This is a genomic window from Curtobacterium flaccumfaciens pv. betae (genome assembly GCF_026241855.1).
Lineage (GTDB): Bacteria > Actinomycetota > Actinomycetes > Actinomycetales > Microbacteriaceae > Curtobacterium > Curtobacterium flaccumfaciens.
The window spans coordinates 3,260,459-3,281,769 of sequence record NZ_JAPJDC010000001.1; the positions used below are offsets into that span (position 1 = coordinate 3,260,459).

The following is a 21,311-nucleotide window of genomic DNA, read 5'->3' on the forward strand; positions in this document are numbered from 1 at the left end:
GCTGGCACCGGGCCTCCCGTCATCAGGGGGTCGCGCCCAGGGCGCGGATCCGCTCGATCAGTCGGTGCCGGAGTCGAAGGCCGCGCCCTCGGACGCGAGGTCCGTGCGACGACCCATCGCGTCCTCGGCGTCGGAGGCAACGATCGCGCCGCCGAGGATCTCCTCGGCCTCGCCCGCCTCGAGCTCGCCGACGAGCTCGGCCGTCGCGCCGCCGATGAGGCCGGCGGCGGCGTACTGCTCGAGCCGCGAACGGGAGTCCGCGATGTCGAGGTTGCGCATGGTGAGCTGGCCGATGCGGTCGTCCGGGCCGAAGGCGGCGTCGCCGACGCGCTCCATCGACAGCTTGTCCGGGTGGTACGACAGCGCGGGGCCCGTGGTGTCGAGGATCGTGTAGTCGTCGCCGCGACGCAGGCGCAGCGTGACCTCGCCGGTGACGGCGGAGGCCACCCAGCGCTGCAGCGACTCGCGGAGCATGAGGGACTGCGGGTCGAGCCAGCGGCCCTCGTACATCAGGCGACCGAGACGGCGACCCTCGTTGTGGTACGAGGCGACCGTGTCCTCGTTGTGGATCGCGTTGAGCAGGCGCTCGTAGGCGATGTGCAGCAGCGCCATGCCCGGAGCCTCGTAGATGCCACGGCTCTTCGCTTCGATGATGCGGTTCTCGATCTGGTCAGACGCACCCAGGCCGTGGCGGCCACCGATGGCGTTCGCCTCGTAGACCAGGGCAACGGCGTCGGTGTACTCGACGCCGTTGATCGCGACGGGGCGACCGGCTTCGAACCGGACGCTGACGATCTCGGTCGCGACCTCGACGTCGTCACGCCACGCGGCGACGCCCATGATCGGCTCGACGATGTCCAGGCCGCTCGACAGCTCTTCGAGGCTCTTCGCCTCGTGCGTCGCGCCCCAGATGTTCGCGTCGGTCGAGTACGCCTTCTCGGTGGAGTCTCGGTACGGGAACCCGCGGGCGACGAGCCACTCGCTCATCTCCTTGCGGCCGCCGAGCTCCTCGACGAACTCGGAGTCGAGCCACGGCTTGTAGACGCGCAGACGCGGGTTGGCCATCAGGCCGTAGCGGTAGAACCGCTCGATGTCGTTGCCCTTGTAGGTGGAGCCGTCGCCCCAGATGTCGACGCCGTCTTCCTTCATCGCGCGGACGAGCATCGTGCCCGTCACCGCGCGGCCGAGCGGCGTCGTGTTGAAGTACGTCTTGCCACCGGAGCGGATGTGGAACGCACCCGTCTGCAGGGCGACCAGGCCTTCTTCGACCAGGGCGCTCTTCGCGTCGACCAGTCGGGCGATCTCGGCGCCGTACTCGTGGGCGCGGCTCGGCACGGCGTCGATGTCCGGCTCGTCGTACTGGCCGATGTCGGCCGTGTACGTGCAGGGGATCGCTCCCTTCTCGCGCATCCAGGCAACGGCGCAGGAGGTGTCGAGACCCCCTGAGAACGCGATGCCGACTCGTTCGCCGACGGGGAGACTGCTCAGGACCTTGGACACGGGGTCAATCGTACGGGGCCAGCGGGCCGGGCTACCGTCCGGGGCGACGGTTGTGGAGAACTCCCCCGCGAAGTGGTGCCCCTGGACAGCACTGCAGGGACTCGAACCCCTTCGACCTGCTGGTGCCCCTGGACGGCACTGCAGGGACTCGAACCCCTTCGACCTGCTGGTGCCCCTGGAGGGACTCGAACCCCCAACCGTTTCCTTAGGACGGAACTGCTCTTCCATTGAGCTACAGAGGCTGGCTCGTCCACTCTAGCGGCGGAAGCCCTGCAGGAACGCGTGCAGTTCGTCGACGAACAGGTCGGGCTGCTCGAACGGCGCGAAGTGCCCGCCGCGGTCGAGTTCGTGGTGGAACACGAGGTTCGTGGTGCGCTCGAGCCACTCGCGCGGCGCCCGCACGATGTCGCCGGGGAAGATCGAGAACCCGGACGGCACCTCGACCCGTCGCTCCAGCTGCTCCGCCGGGATCGCCGCGTTCGCGTGGTACATCCGCATCGCCGAGCCGATCGTGCCCGTGGCCCAGTACTCGGTGAGCAGCGCCAGCACCTCGTCGCGCGTGTAGACCGACCACGGGTCCCCGTCGCAGTCGCTCCACGCCCGGAGCTTCTCGAGGATCCAGGCGGCGAGACCCGCGGGCGAGTCGTTCAGCCCGACGGCGGCGGTCTGCGGCTTCGTGCGGTGCAGCATCGCGTAGGCACCCTCGGCGGTGCGCCACCGATCGGTCGCGGCGACGAACTCCCGCTCGGCGGCGGACAACGTCGACGCATCGAGGCCCGGCCAGGCGAGCCCGCCGTCGATGCGGTGCACCGCGACCACCCGGTCGGGGTGGTCGAGTGCCAGGTAGCGGGCGACGTGCGTGCCGATGTCGCCTCCGGACACCGCGAACCGCTCGTACCCCAGGTCCGTCATCAGCGTCGCCCACATGCCGGCCACCTGCCGGGCGTCGAGAACCTGCGGCGGTGCATCCGAGAACCCGTAGCCGGGCATGTCCGGCACGACGACGTCGTACCCGGCGTCGACGAGCATCGGCAGCACCTTGCGGTACCGCCAGCCGGAGTCCGGCCAGCCGTGCGCGAGCAGGACCGGCAGGGCATCGGGCCGCGGAGCGCGGGCGTGCAGCAGGTGAATGCCGATGCCGTCGACGACGACACGGCGCGAGGGCAGCGCGGCGAGCTCGGCACGGTGTGCGTCGAAGTCGAACCCGTCGGCCCAGTACTCGACGAGCGGGCGCAGGACGTCGAGGTCCACGCCGAGCGACCAGCCGACCCCCGCGGGCGCGTCCGGCCAGCGCGTGGCACGCAGCCGAGCGCGCAGGTCGTCGATGGTCGCGTCGTCGATGTGCGGTGTCTCGCCCATGTCGGCGACGCTAGTCAGCGCCACCGACGATCGGAAGCCCGCAGCCGATCAGGTCAGCGGTGCGTCCCGACCGGCCTCGAACAACACCCGGATGGCGTCCGCCCGGATCCACCGCTCGCTCAGGCAGAGCGGTCGCTCGTCGTCGCGGTCCGACGTCAAGCTCTCGATGAACCAGCCGAGCGTGACCTCGTCGAGGTCCAGGTGCCGGGCGACGTCCTCGGACACCACGTCGGCGGTCGCACGGACCCATCGGCGGTGCGGCGTGGATCGTCCCACCTGCCGGAGCACCTCGTACAGCGAGTCACTGACCTGCAGCGCCTCGGCGAGCTCGGGCACGATCGCCGGCGGGACCCACTCCACGCCCCACGCAGCCGGCAGCCCGTCGACCAGTGAGCGCCGGGTCAGGCGGTGCACGGGCGCTCCCGGTTGCAGGTCGAGGGACTCGGCGATGCGCGGCGGGACGGGGACCAGTGCACACGACAGCGTCACGCTCGACGGCTTGCCACCGGCGGCGCGGACGGTGTGACTCCACGACGGTGCCGCCCGCGAACCGATCAGGTAGTCGATGCGGCGTGCGACGAAGCTGCCGACGCCCTTCACCCGGCGGATGCGGTTACGCCGCTGCAGGTGCTGCAGCGCTGCCCGGGCGGCGGACCGCCCGACGCCGAACCGCGCCGCCAGCTCCGCCTCGCTGGCCACCCGCGAGCCGATCGGCAGATCGGCCAGCTCGCCCTCCAGGGCGGCGGCGATGTCGAGGTATCGGGTCTCCGGCACGCTCGGACTGTAGCCGGTCCCCCTGGCGGACCGCATGCCTGTCCGGACAGGCCGTGACGAGCCTCCCGGCGTCGTTCACCTGGCGGACACCTGCGCACCGTCTGCCCGCCACGGGGCGCTCCGACGCTGGTCGGACCGCGCCGGTCCCGGCGTGACGGCACGAACCCAGGAGTCCCATGATCTCGCTCGTCTGCCTCGACATGGCAGGAACCACCGTCGACGACGGTGGCGTCGTCCTCGACGCCTTCCGCACCGCGCTCACCGACGTCGGCCTCGAGCACGGGAGCTCGGAGCACGACCGTGCGGTGCAGTACGCGGTCGACACCATGGGCCAGTCGAAGATCGCCGTGTTCACGGCACTCTTCGACGGGGACGGCGACCGTGCCGAGGCTGCGAACACCGCGTTCGAGCGCGCGTACGCCCGCACCCTCGACCGCGGCGTGCGGCCGGTGGACGGCGCCGTCGAGACGCTCGTCGCACTCCGCGCAGCGGGGCGACGGATCGCGCTGACCACCGGGTTCTCGCCCGCGACGCGCGACGCGGTGCTCGACCTGCTCGGCTGGCGGCCGCTGATCGACCTCGCGCTCTCCCCCGCCGACGCCGGCCGCGGGCGCCCGTACCCGGACATGGTGCTCGCCGCCGTGCTCCGGACCGGCACCGACGACGTCCGCGACGTGGCGGTCGTCGGGGACACCGTCGCCGACCTGCTCACGGGACACCGCGCCGGCGCGTCGGTCGTGGCGGGCGTGCGGACCGGGACGCACCAGGACGCCGACTTCGCGACCGTCCTGCACACCCACGTCCTCGACTCGGTCACCGAGGTGCCGTCGGTGCTCGCCGAGGTCGAGGACGCCGCCCGGGTCCTGGCGTGACGCCGGTGCGCGCCGACGCCCGGTACGCCCTGTGGCACGGCGTCGGCGCCCCGGTCACCGTCGAGTCGCTGCCGTCGACGACGCTGCCGGACGGCGGTGTGCTCGTCGAGGTCGAGCTGGCCACCGTGTGCGGCAGCGACCTGCACACCGCGCTCGGCCACCGTCCGGGTCCGACACCGAGTGTCCTCGGCCACGAACAGGTCGGCCGCGTCGTCGCGGTCGACGCCGTGCCGCCGACCACCGTCCAGGGACAGCCGGTCCGGGTCGGTGACCGCGTCGTGTGGTCGGTCGCCGCGTCGTGCGGCGACTGCGACCGGTGCGCGTCGGGCATCCCGCAGAAGTGCCGCTCCCTGCGGAAGTACGGTCACGAGGCCGTCACCGCGGACTGGACGCTGAACGGCGGCTTCGCCACGCACTGCGTCCTGCTCCCCGGCACGGCGATCGCGGTCGTCCCCGCGCACGTGCCGGCGGCCGTCGCCGCGCCGGCGGCCTGCGCCACGGCTACGGTGGCCGCGGCTCTCGACGCAGTGCAGCGACCGCTCGACGGCGCGCGGGTCCTGGTCACCGGTGCCGGCATGCTCGGGATCACCGCCGTCGCGATGGCCGTCGACGCGGGTGCCACCGTGACCGTCTCCGACCCGAACGCGGGCCGACGTGCCCGGGCGGTCTGCTTCGGCGCGGCGCGGGCCGTCGCCCCGGGTGACGCGATCGGGTCCTTCGACGTCGCGGTCGAGCTGTCCGGCCACCCCGATGCGGTCGAGGCGGCGGTGGACTCCCTCGACGTCGACGGTGTCGCCGTGCTCGTCGGCGCGGTCTCGACCAGCCGTGCGGTGACCATCGACCCGGAGCAGATCGTGCGGCGGCTGAACCGGATCGTCGGGGTCCACAACTACGCGCCCCGGCACCTCGCGACCGCGGTGGCCTTCCTCGCGCGCAGCGAGCTGCCCTTCGCGGACCTGGTCGAGCGGTCGGTCGGCCTCGACGCGGTCGGGCACGCCGTCACGACACCGCCGTCGGACGGGTTCCTGCGCCGCGGGGTCGACCCGGCGGCCGCCGTGGTGTGATGGCTGCGTGACGACCTTCACCGCTGCCCGTGTCCACCGGGGCGACGGCGGGACGCCGGGTTCGTCCTTCGCCGTGCGCGACGACGTGGTCGTCGAGGCGTCGGACGGACCGGTGGTCGACCTCGGCGACGTCGACGTCCTGCCGGGTCTGGTCGACCTGCACGCCGACTCGCTGTCCCGCTTCGAACAGCCGCGCCCCGGCGTCCCGGTGCCGCTCGGGCACGCGCTCGAGTCCTTCGCCGCCGACGCCCTGCTCGCCGGCGTGACGACCGCCCTGCTGTGCTGCTCGGTGGAGCACGCGACGGCTCCGGCGCGCAGCGCCGAGCACGCCGCCGCCGTCCTCGACGCGGTCGCCGCGTCCGACCTGCCGGTCGACGTCCGCGTGCACCTGCGCGTCGACGTCACCCACGACGACGCCGTGGCGGCGGCCGGGAGGCTCGTGGCGGCCCATCCGGATCGGGTCACCCTGGTCTCGTACATGGACCACACCCCCGGACGCGGCCAGTACTCGACCGTCGCCGCCTGGAGACGGGCCTACCGCGCACTCGACCGCGCCGACGACGAGGTGCTCGATGCCCGCCTTGCGGCGTTCCACGCCGGTGCCGAGGGCATCGGCCGCCGACGAGCGGCCATCGCCGAACTCGCGAACCGGGCCGGTGTCGTCGTCGCAGCACACGACGACGAGACGCCCGAGGCCGTCCTCGAGGCCAGGCGGCTCGGCGCCCGGATCTCGGAGTTCCCGGTCACCGAGCGCGCTGCGGCCGCGGCGATCGACGCCGGGCTCGGGGTCGTCGTCGGTGCCCCGAACCTCTGGCGGGGCGGGTCGCACGGCTCCGGGCTGTCCGCTCGCGCGGCGATCGCGGCCGGTCGGGCCGACGTGGTGGCGTCGGACTACCAGCTCGGGTCGCTGCTGCCGGGGCTGCGAGCGGCCGCCACCGCCGGGGTTGCACCGTTCGCCGAGCTCGTCGCGACGGTCACCCGGAACCCCGCGGAACACGTCGGGCTTCCGGACCGGGGGCTCCTCGCACCGGGTCGCCGTGCGGACTTCGTCGCCGTGCGCGAGGACCGTGTGGTCGGTGTCTGGCGCGACGGCCGGCAGCGGCTGTTCCGCGACTGACGGTCTCCCCGCCGAAGACCACCGGGGGCAGCCGAGGACCGCCGGGGTCAGCCGAGGACCGTCGGCGCGATGCCGAGGCCGGTCGTCATGCCGATGCCCGTGGTGACCGTCACGACGTCGACGCCCGGGACCGGCCGGTCGATGAGGAACTCCCGCCCCGGGGCCGAGGCGTAGACGCCCTGCCACCGGTCGACCACGGAGACCGGCGCACCGAACAGCCGCTCGGTCTCGGTGACGAGCAGCCGGAAGCCGTCCTCGTCCTGGAACGGTGGCGCGTCGACCTCGCGCTCGTGGGTGTCCCCGACGATGACGCTGCCGTCCGGCGGTGACGTGTACATCTGGTTGAGGTCCCAGCGGATCCCCTCGGGCAGGTCGGCGGCGAGCCGGTCCCGCAGGGCACCCGCTCCGGGCATCGCGGCGAACCCCGAGTAGCGCAGCAGCGACCACCCGGTCAGCAGCGGTGTGGCGAGCGGGAAGGCGAGCGGGATCGTCGCTCGCAGCATGTGGAGCCGGCAGCGGACCAGACCGATCGACTCGGCGAGCTCCGGGAAGAGCTGGTCGAGGTCGTGGTTGGTGCAGACGACGATCCGGGTCCCCTCCACGACGCCACGACCGGTGCGGACGGCGCCGGTGGTGACCTCGAGCGCGGGGGTGCGCCAGTGGAAGGTGACCCCCTGCCCGGCGAGCCAGCGCGCGATCGCGGGTGCCGCCTCCCGGGGGTCGACCTGCAGGTCGTGCGCGAGGTGCGCGCCGCCGAGGGCCGTAGCGGGATCGACCGGCACCGCCGCGGCGATCTCGGCCGCGTCGGCCAGCCGCAGGTCCGCGCCGGAGTCGCGGTACTCCTCGAGCACCGCCAGCTCCTCGGGGCGACGGGCGACGACGTGTGCACCGCGTTCGCGCGCCGTGAACCCGGCGAGCTGCGCGAGTGCGAGCCAGCGGCGGCGTGCCTCCTGCGCGTAGCCGGCTGCCTCCCCGGTCTGCGGGGTGACGCAGGCGTGCCCAAAGTTCCGGACACTCGCACCGACGACCGCGGCCGCACGGTCGACCACCGCGACCCGGGCGCCCTGCCGGAGTGCCTCGTAGGCCATGCCGAGCCCGACGATGCCCGCGCCGACCACGACGACGTCGTACCGTTCCGTCGCGCTCACCGGAACACCCGCCGCAGCCACATGGCCAGGCCCTCGGTGACGAGCACCGTGACCAGGATGAGCAGGACGATCGCGGTGACGGACGCGTAGTTCGATCCCTGCGCTGCATTGAGGAGGTAGTAGCCGATGCCGCCACCTCCGACGATGCCGAGGATCGTCGCCGCACGGATGTTCGTGTCGAGCAGGTAGAAGGTGTGCCCGAGCATCGCGCGGAACCCCTGCGGCACCGTCGCCGAGGCGTAGCGCTGCAGGCGACCCGCGCCGGTGGCCGTGACGGCGCGCTCGGGCCCGGGAGCGACCTCTTCGAGCGAGTCCGCGATCAGCTTGCCGAGGAGCCCGATGCCGCCGAAGGCCAGGGCGAGGGTCCCCGCCTGCGCACCGAGCCCCGTCACGACGATGAGCACGACCGCGAGGATCGTCTCCGGGATCCCGCGGACGACGACGAGCAGCAGCCGTGCGCCGCCCCGGACCCCGCGTCCAGGAGCGACGTTGCGGGCAGCGAGGGACCCGATGACGAGCGAGAGCAGCAGCGCGAGGACGGTCGCGGCGAGGGCGATCGCGACGGTGTCGAACATCGCGCCGAACATGATGCCGGCGCCGTAGCTGCCGAAGGACGGCGGCCAGAACTGCACGGCGACGGCGGGGATCTTGCCCCACACGGTGACCAGGTCACCCCAGGCGATGTCGCAGACCACGACACTGCCGACGACGACGGCCAGGGCGACCCAGCACCAGATCGCGTTCCGGACCCGGACGGGGGTCCACGGACGACGGAGGGTGCCCTCGACCGTCGCAGCGACCGGTCGCTGCGTGGCCGGTACGGCCTCGGCTCGCTGGCGGTCCCGCCGACGCATCCACCGACGGGCAGCCGTGGCACCGATGCCGCGCCCGGCCGGGGCCACACCGAGCATGGCGGCGCGAACCGAGCTGGAGACGATCTCCATCAGGACGCACAGGCCGAAGATGACGATGGCGTACCCGATGCCGAGTGAGTAGTCGAGCGACTTGAACGCGAAGGACATCTCGCGGCCGAGGCCGACGATGCCGACGTACCCGAGGATGACCGACCCGCGCAGGTTGATGTCGTTGCGGTGGAGGATCGTCGCGACCCACGACGGCAGCACCTGCGGGAGCACCCCGGCGGTGAACTGCTGCGCACGGCTCCCCCCGGCTGCCCGGATCGCGTTGCGCGGTCCTTCGTCGATCTGCTCGATGGCGTCCGCGAAGAGCTTCGAGATCATCCCGACGGAGTGGATGCCGATCGCCAGGATCCCGGGCAGCGGACCGATCGTGAAGACCAGGACGAACACCATCGCGAGGACGACGTCCGGCACGGCCCGGGTCAGGACGCTGACGAACCGCGCGGCAGCCACCCACCCGCGGCCCGGGCTGGTGTTCGCTGCCGCCAGGTACGCGACGGGAACGCTCAGCGCGGCGGCGAGCAGGGTGCCGAGCAGGACGAGCCCGACGGTGAGCGCGGTCTGCTGCAGCAGCACCGGGGCGGCCGGGAACCGGACGGTGCCCACACGCTGGAAGAAGTGCTCGGCGTTCGACCACGACGCGATGATGTTCGGGATCGAGATGTCGACCCGCGCGACCGCGACGCACGCAAGCACGCCGAGGGCGACGAGGGTGAGCACCGCAGCGGTGCGCTCCGGCGAGACCCGGCGGCGGGGTGCCCGACGGGCCACGTCCTCGGCGAGCGCCGCCGCGGTTCCGGGTCGGGTGTCGAGCGTCGTCACGAGGTCCGCTCCCCCGCGTCGAGTGCGTGCAGCTCGGCCTCGATGGTGGCGAACTCGTCGGTGCTCGTCGCGACCTGCCCGTAGATCTCCATGACCTCCGCCTTGCCGAGGCCGTCGGTCCTGGTGTCCAGCACGACCTCGCCGTGCCGGAGCCCGATGATCCGGTCCGCCCACGACAGGGCCAGGTCGACCTGGTGCAGGCTGCAGAGCACCGTCAGGCCACGGTCGGCGGCGATCTCGCGGATGAGGCGCATGACCTGCCCGCTGGACTCCGGGTCGAGCGAGGCGACCGGTTCATCGGCCAGGAGCACCGTCGGGTCCTGCATGAGCGCCCGGGCGATCGCGACGCGCTGCTGCTGCCCGCCCGACAGGGTGTCGGCCCGCTGGTAGGCGCGGTCGAGCAGCCCGACGCGGTCGAGGTGCCCGAGTGCAGTGCGACGGAGGCCGCGCGGGTACGACCAGAGGCCGAGCCGCGGGCCGCGGAGGGTCGCGAGCGCTCCGGTGAGCACGTTCTCGAGCACGGTGAGCGCCGGCACGAGTTCGAACTGCTGGAACACGAACCCGACGCGACTCCGCAGCTCGCGCAGACGACGCCCGGTCAGGCGGTGCACCTCGGTCCCGTCCACCCGGACGCTGCCGGACGTCGGGAGCTCGAGCGCGTCGACGTGTCGGAGCAGGGTGCTCTTGCCGGAGCCCGACAGCCCGAGCAGCACGACGACCTCGCCCTGCCCGACGCGCAGCGACACGTCGCGCAACGCCGTCGTGTCGCCGAAGCGCTTCGTCAGGCCGGTGATCTCGACGGCCGGGGTGCCGACCGGTGCATGGTTCGTCATGGTGCTCCTCGGGCTGCCGTCTCGCGGTCGCCGGGTCAGGCCTGGCAGGTGGTCGACTTCGTCGTCTTGCAGATGTCGCGGATCAGGTCGTAGTACTCGTCGTCGACGGGCTTGGTGCCGTAGAAGACGCTGCGGAAGCCGTCGCTGTCGGCGCTGGTCACACCGGCGTCGATGATCTGGTCGATGGTGACGTCGGACAGCGCCTTCGTCAGCGTCTCCTTCTCGGCCGACGGCAGGGTGTCGGAGACGACGATCGGGGCGCCGGGGACCATCGTCTTCGCGACGACGCGCACGTCGTCGTTCTTCTCGACCTCGCTGTCCTCGGCGAACCCGGCGTCGCACTCGGTGCCCGCCGCGACCTTCTGGACGCTGACGTCGTGCTTGCCGGCGAACACCGGGGTGACGTCGGTCTTCGGATCGACGCCCGCCTTGAGCAGGTTGTAGCTCGGGAACAGGTAGCCCGAGGTCGACGAGGGGTCGACGAAGCAGACCTTCTTGCCGGCGAAGTCCTTCAGCGAGTCGATGTCGCTGTCCTTCGGCACGATGGCCTCGGAGTAGTACCCGGGCTTCTGCCCCTCGGCGGTGATGATGGAGGAGATCGGGGTGATCTTCGCGCCGTTGTTCTTCGCCGTGACGTAGGTGAACCCGGAGAACGACGCGACGTCGATCTTGCCCGCGACGGACGCCTCGATGAGCGCGGCGTAGTCGGTCGACTCGTGGTACTCGACCTTCTTGCCGGTCTCCTTCGCGATGTAGTCCATCAGCGGCTGGTAGTTCGTCTCGGTGTCCACGGAGTCGGGGACCACGCCGAACACGATGGTGTTCTCGTCCGCGGCGTACTGCACGGCGTCGGAGCCGCCTGCGGGGCTGCCGTCACCGGTCGCGGCGGTGGAGCCTGCGGAGCAGGAACTGAGCGTGGCGACGAGGGCCAGGGCGCCGGCCAGCGCGACGAGCGACTTGCGTGCGGAGATGGGCATGATGACCTTTCGGGCGGTTCGGGGGGGGCGGGTCCGGTGCGGACGACCGCAACTGTCGCAGCCGACCGGTGGAGCGGAGTTCCGTCCCGGTACACGCGGCGTGGACGGCAGGTGAACTCGGTTGGCACCTGTCCGGACAGGCCGCCGTCGCCGCCGTCGCAGCAATCACCGTCGCCGTCGCCGTCGTCGTCAGAGCGCGAGCAGCGCGATGCCGCCGAGCACGACCACCGCGGCACCGACCCGGGCGAGCGCACGGCCTTCGCGGAGCACCAGCACCCCGAACAGGCTGACGAGCACGACGCTCACCTCGCGCATCGGGGCGACGAGCGCCACGGGAGCGATGCCGATCGCGACCAGCACGAGGATGTACGACAGCGGCGACAGCACCCCGAACGCGAGCACCCGCGGCCAGTGCTGCCGCAGCACGGGCAGGACCTCGCGCCGCCGCGACCCGAGGGCCAGTCCGAAGAACACGACCTCGACCGCCGTGCACCCGACCATGAACGCGACCGGTGCGACACCGAGGTCGCGGACGACGTAGGCGTCCCAGATCGTGTACGCGGCGATCGCCACCCCGGTGAGCAGACCCGCGACGAGCCCGGGGTCGATCCGCCTCGGCGGGAGCTCCGTCGACGTCGTCCCCCGGTCGGCGAGCCCGACGGCGACCACACCGACGAGCACCAGGAGCCCGCCGACCAGGGCGATCCAGTGCGGGCGCTCACCCAGGAGCACGATCGCCAGGACGACGCTGATCGTCGGCCCGGTCCCCCGCGCCGTGGCGTACACCGTCGACAGCCGGCCGACCCGGTACCCGCGCTGCAGCACCAGCATGTACAGGACGTGCAGCACCCCGGACGCGGCGACGCCGAGCACGAACCCGCCGGGGTCCGCGTCGCCGAGTCCCCCGGTGAACGGGACCACACCGATCCAGACCACCACGCTCGACACCGCGCCGAGCCACAGGAACGGCATCCCGATCCGGCTCACCCCGTGGGCGATGACGTTCCACCCCGCGTGGGCGACGGCGGCGGACAGGACGAGGAGGACGGCGAGCGGTGTCACGGCAGGACCTTCTGCCCGGCGCGCGGCGCGACGGGCGAGGTCCTCCAGGCTTTTGTCCGTTCAGATGACGGCCCGCGTTCGGTGGCGGACCGTGGCGCCGCTCGGACCAGTCGGACGGGGAGTCCCGGAACCCTAGGCGCTGTCGACGGGGACGCTAACACCGCCGAGGCGGCCGCCGCCAACCTGTCCGGACAGGCGCTGACGCGCGTTCACGCGCCGTTCGGCGGACGTTCCCCGGCGCCGTCAGATCGTGTCCGGTCCGGAAGCCGCAGACGAGCGGACGGGAGGCCCGTGGCGGGTCCGCCACGGGCCTCCCGTCGGTCGCTGGGCACGCTCAGGCGCGAGACGGCAGACCTACGCGGTCTGCTGACCGCCGTTCCGCACCCGGGTGACCTCCTGTCGGGTGAACGCGATGTGATCCGGGTCGTCGACGTGCGGGAGCGCTTCGGCGAGGTCGTGGATCGCGGTCAGCAGCACGCGGCGTCGTCGGCGCTCCTGCCGGGATCCGGCCGCCTTGACGTACCGCCGCCGAGTCTTCCGGGTACCGACGACGGCGTCGAGTTCGTCCCTCGAGAGCAGCCCCGCCGCCACCTCGGGCGCGAGCACCGTGCGGAGGTCCTCCTGCTCGGGGCGGACCGCGAACCGGAAGACGCGGAACACCACGAACACGACGATCACCGTCAGGATCGCGATGAACACCAGGTTGAAGGCCTGCAAGGGGCCGACGAGCGCGCCGAGGTCGTCCCAGAGGCCGTGCATGGCCATCGCGAGGACCATCAGCCCGACACCCAACCCCACCCGTCGGCGCTGGACGGGACTGCCGGCGAGCAGGAACAGCCCGGTCGCGAAGATCGCGGAGTACGCGATGTGCCCGGCGACCCCGGTCGCCATCCGGACCACCAGCGTCTCCAGCCCCGCCAGGAACGGGTGCGCGCCGAAGTTCGCACCGGAGGTCTGCGCGACGTAGAGCACGTCCTCGACGACCTGGAACCCGAGCCCGAGGAACGCCCCCAGGATGAACGCGTCGAACGTGGTCCGGACGATCCGCGGTGCCAGGGTAATCAGGAGCACCAGACCGATGCCCTTCGAGACCTCTTCGGTGAAGGGCGCGGTGAGCCCGGCTGCCCAGTCGGCGGCCCAGCGTTGCCCGAAGGTCTTGCCGTACAGGCCGAGGATCGCGTCGTTGGCGTAGATCGCCATGAAGAACGTCGCCGCGGTGGCACCCCAGAGGAACGCGTGGACCACGAGGCTGATCGGCAGGGTCGAGTACCGGTCCATCGCACGGGTCGCCCACCAGAACAGGGCCGCGTAGAGGACCAGGACCAGGCTGTTGGTCGTGACCGCCGAGGCGAACGGTGCCGCGGCCGGCTGCACGAACTTCACCGCGTTCCAGAGGCCGGCGATCACCAGCACCCAGAACACCCAGAACGCGGCGTTCCGCGGCTGGAACACCTCCATCCGCAGGCCCCATCCGGACCGTTCGAAGACGGCCGTCCGCGCCTGCTCCAGCTCGGTCGGCACCGACGACACGGTGACCGTCCCCGTGGTGCGCTCGCGATCCCGTCGGAACAGGTTCAGCCTCAGGATCCGGCTCCTTCGACCGTGATCGACGACAGGGCCTGCCCGATCAGGGTGGCCGTCCTCGTCGGTGTGCTGTTCGGCGTGCTGATGACGACTTCGACACCGACGCCGTCCGCGACGAACGCGGCGATGGCGCCGTCGTTCCGGACGTCACGGAACTCGCTGATCACCCCGCGCACCCCGGACGCCGTCGTGATGGGCGTCACCGTCGACCGGAGCGCCTGCGTGCCGGTGGCCGCGTTGGTGGTCTGGATCTGCCGCAGCAGTGCGCGCGGCGTGCCCACGAACGTGCCGGTCCGGAGCGTGATCGACGTCGTGCCGTCGAACACGGTCGCGGATGCCGGGTAGGTGCCGCCGGCTTCGGCGTCACCGGTGAGGACACCGTCACTGATGCCCCACCCGGCCGGCGGTGTGAACTCGACGTCCTGCTTCAGCGACATCGTGCTCCCCGCCGGGACCGTCTCGGTGAACGACACCTGGTCGTTGAGCCACGGCACACCCCAGTGCATGATCGCGGCGGTCGCCAGCACGATCACCGCGGGGAGGACCGTCCGGCGGTCCAGCCCCCACCAGCGTCGGTCAGCCGGCACCCACCGATGCCGCCGACCGGTGGTCTCCATCGGGAGCGTCATGCGACGTCCGCCGATCCGGGCTGCGCTGCCAGGACGATCGGGACGGCGAGCATCCACCACCGACGACGTTCCGTGAACGGTGAGGGCGCGGTCCACGCCTCGGCTGCCCAACCAGCCTGCCGGGTGAGGAGCAGGCCGCCCCAGATAGCTCGCGGGATGGTCCGGGTGCTGCGGATGTCGGTCACGGGTCCTGCTCTCGAGTCGGTGTCGCTGCGGGGCGGGGCTGTCCGTCGTCAGGGAGACACCGGCCAGGGCATGAAGCCCCCTCAGGTCTCAGGGGAAGTATGCCCGGATGCCGCGTTCTCCGGCCAGACCGACTGCGGCCGGGCGTGGCGGGTTCAGTCGCGGTCGCTGCCCTGCGGCTTCGGCAGGTACGGCTGGATGGCCGCCGCGAGGGCCGCCGGCGTCATCGACTGCAGCCAGATCCGGCCCGGACCGTGCACCTCGGCGAGGAACATCGAGTCACCGAACACCTTGTTCTTGATGCCCTTCACCGTGGCGAACTCGACCGACGTGCCCGCGCGGTACATCGCCAGGTGCCCCGGGTGGACCAGCAGCGACTCCCCCGCGGCGAGCTCGACCTCGGTGAGTTCGCCGGCGAGCTGCACCCAGGCCGTCCCCGAGCCCGACAGCGCTTGGAACACCACGCCCGCGCCACCGAAGATCCCCGCTCCGAGGCGCTTCTGGAAGCCGACGGACACGTCGACGTCGGCGGTGCTCGCCATGTACGAGCCGGACTGCACCAGGAACTGGTCCGCCGGGTCCACCGTGATCTCGCGGATCGTGCCGGGGAGGCTCGCGGCGAACGTGATCCGTCCGCCGGCGGCCGACGCCGTGTACTCGGTGAGGAACAGCTGCCCGCCGCCGAGCGCACGCTTGAGGCCCCCGAGGAACCCGCCGCTACCGCCGTGCGCGGTCGAGGTGTCCATGCCGAACCCGGGGGTCAGCCAGGCGACGTCACCGCCCTCGGCCACGATGCGTTCACCCGCGTCGAGCGCGAGCGTCAGGACGGGCATGGTCGTTCCGGAGATCTCGCTGCGCATCGTTGCTCTTCCCTCGTGTCGCCGGTCCGTCGGTCGGGGCTCCGACCGACGCCGCTGGCGTCGAGCCCAGGATGGCGGAAGCAGCTCGACCTGCCAAGGGTGGGTCGGGCACTGGTCGCGCCGGGCGACGGACTGGAGGCCCGTGGCGGCGTCGCCACGGACCTCCAGTCCGTCTGGTGGTGCGGACCGACGGCCGCTACGCGGCCACGAGGTACTCGTCCCACTCCGCCTGCGGACGCTCGATGCCGCGCACGACCCACGAGGACCCGTGCGGTACCTTCGGCGGGAACCGGAGGCGCCACCCCATCTCCTGCGGGGTGCGGTCGCCCTTGGTGTTGTTGCAGGCCAGGCAGCAGGCGACGAGGTTCTCCCACGAGTCCTGCCCACCGCGCGACCGCGGCTGCACGTGGTCGATCGTTGTGGCGTGGCGGCCGCAGTAGGCACAGTGGTTGCCGTCCCGACGCAGCACACCGCGACGGGACACCGGCACGAGCCTGGAGTGCGGGATGCGCACGTAGCGGGTGAGGATGATGACGGACGGACGGTCGTAGCTCGACGTCGACCCGGTGACCGGGTGTTCGACGTCGGCGGCGACGATGGCGGCCTTCTGGTTCATGACCAGCACGAGGGCTCGTCGGAACGAGATCACCGCGAGGGGCTCGTAACCGGCGTTGAGGACGAGAGTGCGCATGGGTTCCCTTCCGACGTGCCTGGACGGCTTCCAGGCGCTGCGGGTGCGTCGGACCGACGACGCGAACGGGTGAGGACGACCTGTTCACACCCCTGGAACCACGAAGAGCACCACCCGGATGGGCAGTGCTCTCGTCATGCAGGGGCGTGCTCGTGCACGCAGGCTGTGCTCGACCATATGTCGACGCGCGCGCGCCGACCCATGGTGCGGGTCGTGCGGAACATCGACATGAGGGTCTCCTGTTCGCGCCGGTGCGGACCGGTGCAGCGTCAGGTTAACCCAGAAACCGGCCCGGCACGAGGGTGCGCGGGCCGGTTCCGGTGAAGTTCACACGCCGGAGGGACAGTGGTCGCTAGATGCCGAAACGGACGATGTGGTAGTCGCTGGTCCAGATCGGGCGGATCTGCACGGTGCCACCGGGCTTCGGAGCGTCCATGATCATGCCGTTCCCCATGTAGAAGCCGTCGTGCGCCTCGTTGTTGAAGATGACGACGTCACCGGGCTGCGCCTCGGACTCGGGGATCGTGGTGCCGGCCTGGTCCTGCAGCGGCACCGAGTGCGCGACGTTGATGCCGTACTGGGCGTACACGAACATGATGAAGCCCGAGCAGTCGAAGCCCGACGGGTCCGCGCCACCGAAGACGTAGGGGGTGCCGATGTACTGCTTGCCGGTGGCGACCACGGCCGGCAGCGAGAACGGGGTGTCGGCGGCGGACGAACTGGCCGCGTACTCGGCGGCGGTCGGCCCGGTGTACGAGGAGTACTGCTTCGCCGTCGCAGCGCGGGCGGTCTGGGTCTGCTCGGCCTGCTCGGCGGCTTCCTTCGCTGCGGCGGCCTGGTCGGCGGCGGCCTGCTTGGCGGCCTTCTCGGCGTCGAGCGTCGCGGTGGAGGTCGCGCCGAAGCCGTCACGGCTCGTGTCGGCGAGCGCCACGGCGTCGGAGACCGACAGTTCCTGGCTCTGGTTGGCCCGGACCTGACGCTGGGCGTCGGCGGCGGCGGCGGCGGTCGAGTTGCTCGAGGTCGTCGCGGCGAAGGCCGGGGCGACCGCGACCGTGCCGAACATGCCGGCGGCCACGGTGAGGACGACCGGCGCGAGGAACTTGCGCTTGCGCGACGACGAGCTGGCCTTCGCGGTGCTCGCGGCTGCGGCGGCCTGCGCGGCACGTCGACCACCGGGCAGCGGGGCGGAGCGCACCGGCACGACCTTGCGGACCGGGCGGCCCTCGGTCTCGCGCACGGCCCGTCGGGTGAGCGGGGCGGTGGTGGCGTTCTCGGTGTTCGTCGGGTTCGCGGGCGTCTGGTCGTCCGCGGCGGTACCGGTCTGCGTCAAGAGGTGGGTCTCCAACGTCTCGTCATCACGCCGCCGTGGGTGTCCGGCAGTGTGCAACCCCATCCGTTCGTCATCGTTTCCGATCGAGGCAGGAGACGGGTTCGAGACGTCCTGCCACGGGTCTCCGGCTCAGGGGCAGCGCGGCGACTCGGACGAGTGTACGGAGGCGTCGTTACCGTGTCGAGACCAAACGCCCCGGAGGTAACGAAACGGTAAAGACTCTCAGGGAGGAACAGGAACGGTCAGTCCCGCTCGATGTAGACGTGCTGCGCGACCTCGATGGGCAGCTCGATGCCCGAGTCCTCGCCCTCGACGCGGACCGCGACGTAGGCGCCCGCACGCTGCACGCTCGCCATGCGCCCGGGCATGACCCCGGCGGTGCGGAGCTGGTGCAGGAGCTCCGGTTCGAACTGCACGGGCTCGCCCAGGCGTCGGAGGACCCCGGTCGTGACGGCGTCGGTGCCCTCGGTCGCGGCGACGATGTTCTGGACACCGTCGAGGAACCCGGCGGCCGCGGGTCCACCGATCTCGGCCAGTCCGGGGATCGGGTTGCCGTACGGCGACTCCGTCGGGTTGCCGAGCATCTCGAGCAGGCGGACCTCGACCTGCTCGCTCATGACGTGCTCCCACCGGCAGGCCTCGTCGTGCACGAAGGCCCAGTCGAGTCCGATGACGTCGGCCAGCAGGCGTTCGGCCAGACGGTGCTTGCGCATCACGTGGGTGGCACGGGAACGACCTTCGTCGGTGAGCTCCAGGTGGCGGTCACCGGAGACGACGACCAGGCCGTCGCGCTCCATGCGGGCGATGGTCTGCGAGACCGTCGGGCCCGAGTGTCCGAGGCGCTCGGAGATGCGCGCGCGCAGCGGCACGATCGCCTCTTCCTCGAGGTCGAGGATGGTGCGAAGGTACATCTCCGTGGTGTCGACGAGATCGGTCACGGTCCGCCTCTCATGTCTGGGCCCAGCGCCGACCACACTACTTGTTCGCACCGACGAACACCGACCGGCGCCCGGGTGCACGTGAGAAAGGGTCATCCGACGCGGTGGATGAGCGGGTCGAACCCTCCCCGTCCGGCCGGTACACGGGCTCGGGCAGGCGGATCGTCGTCGGTAGGATCGGTGCATGGCAGACATCGTCATCCCGGCCGAACTCCTCCCCACCGACGGTCGCTTCGGCTGCGGTCCGTCGAAGATCCGCGGCGCCCAGCTCGAGTCCCTCGTGACGCGCGGCGCCACGATCCTCGGCACCTCGCACCGCCAGAAGCCCGTGAAGGACCTGGTCGGCAGCGTCCGCTCCGGCCTCGCCGACCTGTTCCAGATCCCCGAGGGCTACGAGGTCGTCCTCGGCAACGGCGGCTCGACCGCGTTCTGGGACGCCGCCGCGTTCGGCCTCATCGAGCGCCGTGCCGAGAACCTGTCCTTCGGCGAGTTCGGGTCGAAGTTCGCCAAGGCCGCAGCGGCCCCGTGGCTCGAGGCTCCGCACGTCGTCGAGGCACCGGGTGGCTCCCTCGCCGCACTCGAATCGGTCGAGGGCGTGGACGTCTACGCCTACCCGCACAACGAGACCTCGACGGGTGTCATGGCTCCGGTCGTCCGCGCGACCGGTGACGCCGGCGCCCTCACCGTCGTCGACGCGACCAGCGCCGCCGGTGGCGCCCTGTTCGATGTCAGCGCCACCGACGTCTACTACTTCGCCCCGCAGAAGAACTTCGCCTCGGACGGCGGCCTGTGGCTCGCGCTGCTCTCCCCCGCCGCAATCGAGCGGATCGAGCGGATCGCCGCCTCCGACCGGTACATCCCGGAGTTCCTGTCGCTCAAGAACGCCGTCGACAACTCGCGCCTGAACCAGACCCTGAACACCCCGGCGATCTCCACGCTGCTGCTCCTCGACGAGCAGGTGCGGTGGATGAACGAGTCCGGTGGCCTGGCGTGGGCGGGCCTCCGCACGAAGACCTCGTCGTCGACCATCTACGACTGGGCCGAGGCCAGCGACTGGGCGACCCCGTTCGTCACCGACCCCGCCGCTCGCTCCCAGGTCGTCGCCACGATCGACCTCGACGACTCGATCGACGCCAAGGCCGTGGCCGCGACCCTGCGTGCGAACGGCATCGTCGACACCGAGCCGTACCGGAAGCTCGGCCGCAACCAGCTGCGCGTCGCGACGTTCACCGCGATCGACCCGGACGACGTCGCGAAGCTCGTGCGCGCGATCGACTTCACGATCGACGCCCTGCGCTGACCTCGGGGACACCCGCCGGAACGAGGACGGGCCCGGCACCACCGGATCGGTGGTGCCGGGCCCGTTCGTCGGTCCGGGTCAGGCGCGGTGGAAGCCCGGGTCGGCCTCGCCGGCGTCGAGCTGGTCGACCTCGAGATCGGCGTCGGGCTCGAACGGCTGCACGCGGCGGGCACGGCGGCGACGGGGCGGCTGCGCGGCCTCGTCCTCGGCGGCGGAGGTGTCAGTGTCGCTGTCGCTCACATCGGCGAGCGCATCGACGTCGACACCCTCGATGTCGTCGTCGTCCGACTCGTCGAGGTCGTCCTCGTCGGCGTCGAACTCGTCGTCATCGTCATCGTCGTCCGACTCGTCGTCGTCCTCGTCGTCATCCGACTCGTCGTAGTCGTCGTCCTCGTCCGAGTCCTCGTCGTCGTCTTCGTCGTCCGACTCGTCGTCGTCTTCGTCGTCATCGGACTCGTCGTCGTAGTCCTCGTCGTCGGAGTCCTCGTCGGAGTCATCGTCCGACGCGTCCTCGGCACCGTCCTCGCCCTCGTGCTCCTGCGCGGCCCGGTACTCGGCCAGTCGCTCGGACCACGGCACCCACTCGGGCGCGACGAGCGAGCCGTCCCCGGGCATCAGCTCGACCTCGAGGACGGTCGGTTCGTCGTCGCCGACCTTGGCGACGCTGACGGTCCACCGCCACCCGGGGTAGCCGGGCAGCCGGTTGGCGAACAGGACGGACACGACGCCGTCCCCTTCGTCCACGGTGCCGACGGGTGCACCGACGGTCGACTCCGGGGTGACCTCGAGCAACGCCCCGCGCGCCAGGTCGGTGTAGTCGATGGGCGCTGCGTCGATGGGCGCTGCGTCGATGGGCGCTGCGTCGATGGACGCTGCGTCGGTCGACGCTGCGTCGATGGACGCTGCGTCGGGAGCCGTCTCGGCCCCTGCTGTCTCGGACTCGGTCATGGGGTCACGCCTCCAACTGGTCTGCGACGTGCCGCAGGATGGCGGCGATGCGATCGCCGTTCTTCGGGTAGCGGCCGTGGCGGAGGTCTCCGCTGATCCGGTCGAGTTCCTTCACCAGGTCCTCGACGATCACGGCCATGTCGTCCGCGGAGCGACGGGTCATCCGCGACAGCGACGGCTGGGGCTCGAGCAGCCGCACGGACAACGCCTGCGACCCCTTCTTGCCCTGGACGACGCCGTACTCCAGCCGCGTGCCGGCCTTGACGGTCACGACGCCGTCGGGCAGCGACGACGCGTGCAGGAACACCTGGTCGCCGTCGTCTCCGGTGATGAAGCCGAAGCCCTTGTCGTCGTCGTAGAACTTGACCTTGCCGGTGGGCATGCGTGGACTCCTCGAGGT

General features: G+C 71.6%; 21 protein-coding genes and 1 tRNA gene. 4 read left to right on the forward strand and 18 right to left on the reverse strand.

Features of this window, described 5'->3' with window-relative positions; all coding sequences use genetic code 11:
• Positions 1-57: 57 nt before the first annotated feature.
• The 4 genes from argG to ORG17_RS15320 all read right to left on the reverse strand — a co-directional run bounded on the left by argG (position 58) and on the right by ORG17_RS15320 (position 3,633).
• Positions 58-1,500: an argininosuccinate synthase gene (gene argG, locus ORG17_RS15305; RefSeq protein ID WP_042540079.1), complete on the reverse strand. Its 1,443-nt coding sequence runs from the start codon at positions 1,498-1,500 to the stop codon at positions 58-60.
• Between the two features lie 167 nt (positions 1,501-1,667).
• A tRNA-Arg gene (locus ORG17_RS15310) sits at positions 1,668-1,742 on the reverse strand.
• Positions 1,743-1,755: 13 nt separating this feature from the next.
• Positions 1,756-2,859, reverse strand: coding sequence for an epoxide hydrolase family protein (locus ORG17_RS15315; RefSeq protein WP_214526304.1), 1,104 nt, complete (start codon positions 2,857-2,859; stop codon positions 1,756-1,758).
• A gap of 48 nt (positions 2,860-2,907) precedes the next feature.
• A complete protein-coding gene (locus ORG17_RS15320; RefSeq protein WP_214521592.1) occupies positions 2,908-3,633 on the reverse strand; it encodes a GntR family transcriptional regulator in 726 nt (241 codons plus the stop codon).
• Positions 3,634-3,809: 176 nt separating this feature from the next.
• Here ORG17_RS15320 and ORG17_RS15325 point away from each other — a divergent pair, with 176 nt between their 5' ends.
• The 3 genes from ORG17_RS15325 to ORG17_RS15335 are packed head-to-tail and all read left to right on the forward strand — an operon-like array spanning position 3,810 to position 6,686.
• Positions 3,810-4,505, forward strand: a complete 696-nt coding sequence (locus ORG17_RS15325) for an HAD family hydrolase (RefSeq protein WP_214526303.1) — start codon at positions 3,810-3,812, stop codon at positions 4,503-4,505.
• Positions 4,502-5,569 (forward strand): alcohol dehydrogenase catalytic domain-containing protein, encoded by a 1,068-nt coding sequence (locus ORG17_RS15330; protein ID WP_214526302.1) that lies wholly within the window; start codon positions 4,502-4,504, stop codon positions 5,567-5,569. The genes ORG17_RS15325 and ORG17_RS15330 overlap by 4 nt, the downstream gene beginning before the upstream one ends.
• A 7-nt stretch (positions 5,570-5,576) precedes the next feature.
• On the forward strand, positions 5,577-6,686 hold the full coding sequence (locus ORG17_RS15335; RefSeq protein WP_214526301.1) for an alpha-D-ribose 1-methylphosphonate 5-triphosphate diphosphatase: 1,110 nt from the start codon (positions 5,577-5,579) through the stop codon (positions 6,684-6,686).
• A 47-nt stretch (positions 6,687-6,733) separates the two neighbouring features.
• Here the strand turns inward: ORG17_RS15335 and ORG17_RS15340 are convergent, their stop codons facing one another.
• The 12 genes from ORG17_RS15340 to ORG17_RS15395 form a co-directional block, all read right to left on the reverse strand.
• Positions 6,734-7,834 carry a TIGR03364 family FAD-dependent oxidoreductase gene (locus ORG17_RS15340; RefSeq protein ID WP_301565257.1) on the reverse strand — a complete coding sequence of 367 codons (1,101 nt, stop codon included), beginning with the start codon at positions 7,832-7,834 and terminating at the stop codon, positions 6,734-6,736.
• Complete coding sequence (locus ORG17_RS15345) at positions 7,831-9,576, reverse strand: PhnE/PtxC family ABC transporter permease (protein ID WP_214526299.1); 1,746 nt, start codon at positions 9,574-9,576, stop codon at positions 7,831-7,833. The genes ORG17_RS15340 and ORG17_RS15345 overlap by 4 nt, the downstream gene beginning before the upstream one ends.
• Positions 9,573-10,409 carry a phosphonate ABC transporter ATP-binding protein gene (gene phnC, locus ORG17_RS15350; RefSeq protein WP_111032350.1) on the reverse strand — a complete coding sequence of 279 codons (837 nt, stop codon included), beginning with the start codon at positions 10,407-10,409 and terminating at the stop codon, positions 9,573-9,575. The genes ORG17_RS15345 and phnC overlap by 4 nt, the downstream gene beginning before the upstream one ends.
• Before the next feature lie 35 nt (positions 10,410-10,444).
• A complete protein-coding gene (locus ORG17_RS15355) occupies positions 10,445-11,386 on the reverse strand; it encodes a phosphate/phosphite/phosphonate ABC transporter substrate-binding protein (protein ID WP_173032965.1) in 942 nt (313 codons plus the stop codon).
• Between the two features lie 189 nt (positions 11,387-11,575).
• Positions 11,576-12,448 (reverse strand): EamA family transporter, encoded by an 873-nt coding sequence (locus tag ORG17_RS15360; RefSeq protein ID WP_214526298.1) that lies wholly within the window; start codon positions 12,446-12,448, stop codon positions 11,576-11,578.
• A 354-nt stretch (positions 12,449-12,802) separates the two neighbouring features.
• The gene (locus ORG17_RS15365; RefSeq protein ID WP_214526297.1) at positions 12,803-13,969 is read right to left on the reverse strand and encodes a PrsW family intramembrane metalloprotease; all 1,167 of its coding nucleotides are present in this window, start codon (positions 13,967-13,969) and stop codon (positions 12,803-12,805) included.
• Between the two features lie 59 nt (positions 13,970-14,028).
• Positions 14,029-14,661: a hypothetical protein gene (locus tag ORG17_RS15370; RefSeq protein ID WP_214526296.1), complete on the reverse strand. Its 633-nt coding sequence runs from the start codon at positions 14,659-14,661 to the stop codon at positions 14,029-14,031.
• On the reverse strand, positions 14,658-14,846 hold the full coding sequence (locus ORG17_RS15375; protein WP_214526295.1) for a hypothetical protein: 189 nt from the start codon (positions 14,844-14,846) through the stop codon (positions 14,658-14,660). The genes ORG17_RS15370 and ORG17_RS15375 overlap by 4 nt, the downstream gene beginning before the upstream one ends.
• A gap of 153 nt (positions 14,847-14,999) precedes the next feature.
• Positions 15,000-15,704, reverse strand: coding sequence for an AIM24 family protein (locus ORG17_RS15380; RefSeq protein ID WP_071244046.1), 705 nt, complete (start codon positions 15,702-15,704; stop codon positions 15,000-15,002).
• A 196-nt stretch (positions 15,705-15,900) separates the two neighbouring features.
• Complete coding sequence (locus ORG17_RS15385; RefSeq protein WP_027466591.1) at positions 15,901-16,395, reverse strand: HNH endonuclease; 495 nt, start codon at positions 16,393-16,395, stop codon at positions 15,901-15,903.
• A gap of 352 nt (positions 16,396-16,747) precedes the next feature.
• Positions 16,748-17,740, reverse strand: coding sequence for a C40 family peptidase (locus tag ORG17_RS15390; RefSeq protein ID WP_301583230.1), 993 nt, complete (start codon positions 17,738-17,740; stop codon positions 16,748-16,750).
• 227 nt (positions 17,741-17,967) lie between these two features.
• Positions 17,968-18,663, reverse strand: coding sequence for a metal-dependent transcriptional regulator (locus ORG17_RS15395; protein ID WP_214526293.1), 696 nt, complete (start codon positions 18,661-18,663; stop codon positions 17,968-17,970).
• Positions 18,664-18,847: 184 nt separating this feature from the next.
• Between ORG17_RS15395 and serC the strand changes: the two genes are divergently transcribed.
• Positions 18,848-19,963 carry a phosphoserine transaminase gene (gene serC / locus ORG17_RS15400; RefSeq protein WP_214526292.1) on the forward strand — a complete coding sequence of 372 codons (1,116 nt, stop codon included), beginning with the start codon at positions 18,848-18,850 and terminating at the stop codon, positions 19,961-19,963.
• Positions 19,964-20,041: 78 nt separating this feature from the next.
• On the opposite strand, the gene ORG17_RS15405 is transcribed toward serC, so the two are convergent.
• A complete protein-coding gene (locus ORG17_RS15405) occupies positions 20,042-20,911 on the reverse strand; it encodes a DUF3027 domain-containing protein (RefSeq protein WP_214526291.1) in 870 nt (289 codons plus the stop codon).
• Between the two features lie 4 nt (positions 20,912-20,915).
• The gene (locus ORG17_RS15410; RefSeq protein ID WP_017888041.1) at positions 20,916-21,293 is read right to left on the reverse strand and encodes a cold-shock protein; all 378 of its coding nucleotides are present in this window, start codon (positions 21,291-21,293) and stop codon (positions 20,916-20,918) included.
• Between the last annotated feature and the right edge of the window lie 18 nt (positions 21,294-21,311).

What these genes read in the sequence shown, in the direction of transcription:
- ORG17_RS15355 (WP_173032965.1), bottom strand. Translation starts at nt 11,386, where the DNA reads ATGCCCATCTCCGCACGCAAGTCGCTCGTCGCGCTGGCCGGCGCCCTG.
- ORG17_RS15370 (WP_214526296.1), bottom strand. Translation starts at nt 14,661, where the DNA reads ATGACGCTCCCGATGGAGACCACCGGTCGGCGGCATCGGTGGGTGCCG.
- ORG17_RS15385 (WP_027466591.1), bottom strand. Translation starts at nt 16,395, where the DNA reads ATGCGCACTCTCGTCCTCAACGCCGGTTACGAGCCCCTCGCGGTGATC.
- ORG17_RS15325 (WP_214526303.1), top strand. Translation starts at nt 3,810, where the DNA reads ATGATCTCGCTCGTCTGCCTCGACATGGCAGGAACCACCGTCGACGAC.
- ORG17_RS15410 (WP_017888041.1), bottom strand. Translation starts at nt 21,293, where the DNA reads ATGCCCACCGGCAAGGTCAAGTTCTACGACGACGACAAGGGCTTCGGC.
- phnC (WP_111032350.1), bottom strand. Translation starts at nt 10,409, where the DNA reads ATGACGAACCATGCACCGGTCGGCACCCCGGCCGTCGAGATCACCGGC.
- ORG17_RS15315 (WP_214526304.1), bottom strand. Translation starts at nt 2,859, where the DNA reads ATGGGCGAGACACCGCACATCGACGACGCGACCATCGACGACCTGCGC.
- ORG17_RS15405 (WP_214526291.1), bottom strand. Translation starts at nt 20,911, where the DNA reads ATGACCGAGTCCGAGACAGCAGGGGCCGAGACGGCTCCCGACGCAGCG.
- ORG17_RS15380 (WP_071244046.1), bottom strand. Translation starts at nt 15,704, where the DNA reads ATGCGCAGCGAGATCTCCGGAACGACCATGCCCGTCCTGACGCTCGCG.
- serC (WP_214526292.1), top strand. Translation starts at nt 18,848, where the DNA reads ATGGCAGACATCGTCATCCCGGCCGAACTCCTCCCCACCGACGGTCGC.